The sequence below is a fragment of the Massilia sp. MS-15 genome, from assembly GCF_020176695.1.
Classification (GTDB): domain Bacteria; phylum Pseudomonadota; class Gammaproteobacteria; order Burkholderiales; family Burkholderiaceae_D; genus Telluria; species Telluria hydrophila.
Window position 1 is genome coordinate 1 of record NZ_JAIWIA010000083.1, and the last position, 281, is coordinate 281.

General features: G+C 55.2%; 1 rRNA gene. It reads right to left on the reverse strand.

The annotated features are described in order from the left end of the window. Positions 1 to 281 (reverse strand): 16S ribosomal RNA (locus LCI23_RS20300); the annotation flags it as partial.

Genomic DNA, 281 nt, shown 5'->3' on the forward strand with positions numbered 1-281 from the left:
GCAGATTATTAGTCCGCACCGTTTCTTCCCTGACAAAAGAGCTTTACAACCCGAAGGCCTTCTTCACTCACGCGGCATTGCTGGATCAGGCTTGCGCCCATTGTCCAAAATTCCCCACTGCTGCCTCCCGTAGGAGTCTGGACCGTGTCTCAGTTCCAGTGTGGCTGGTCGTCCTCTCAGACCAGCTACTGATCGTCGCCTTGGTAGGCCTTTACCCTACCAACTAGCTAATCAGACATCGGCCGCTCCAAAAGCATGAGGCCCGAAGGTCCCCCACTTTC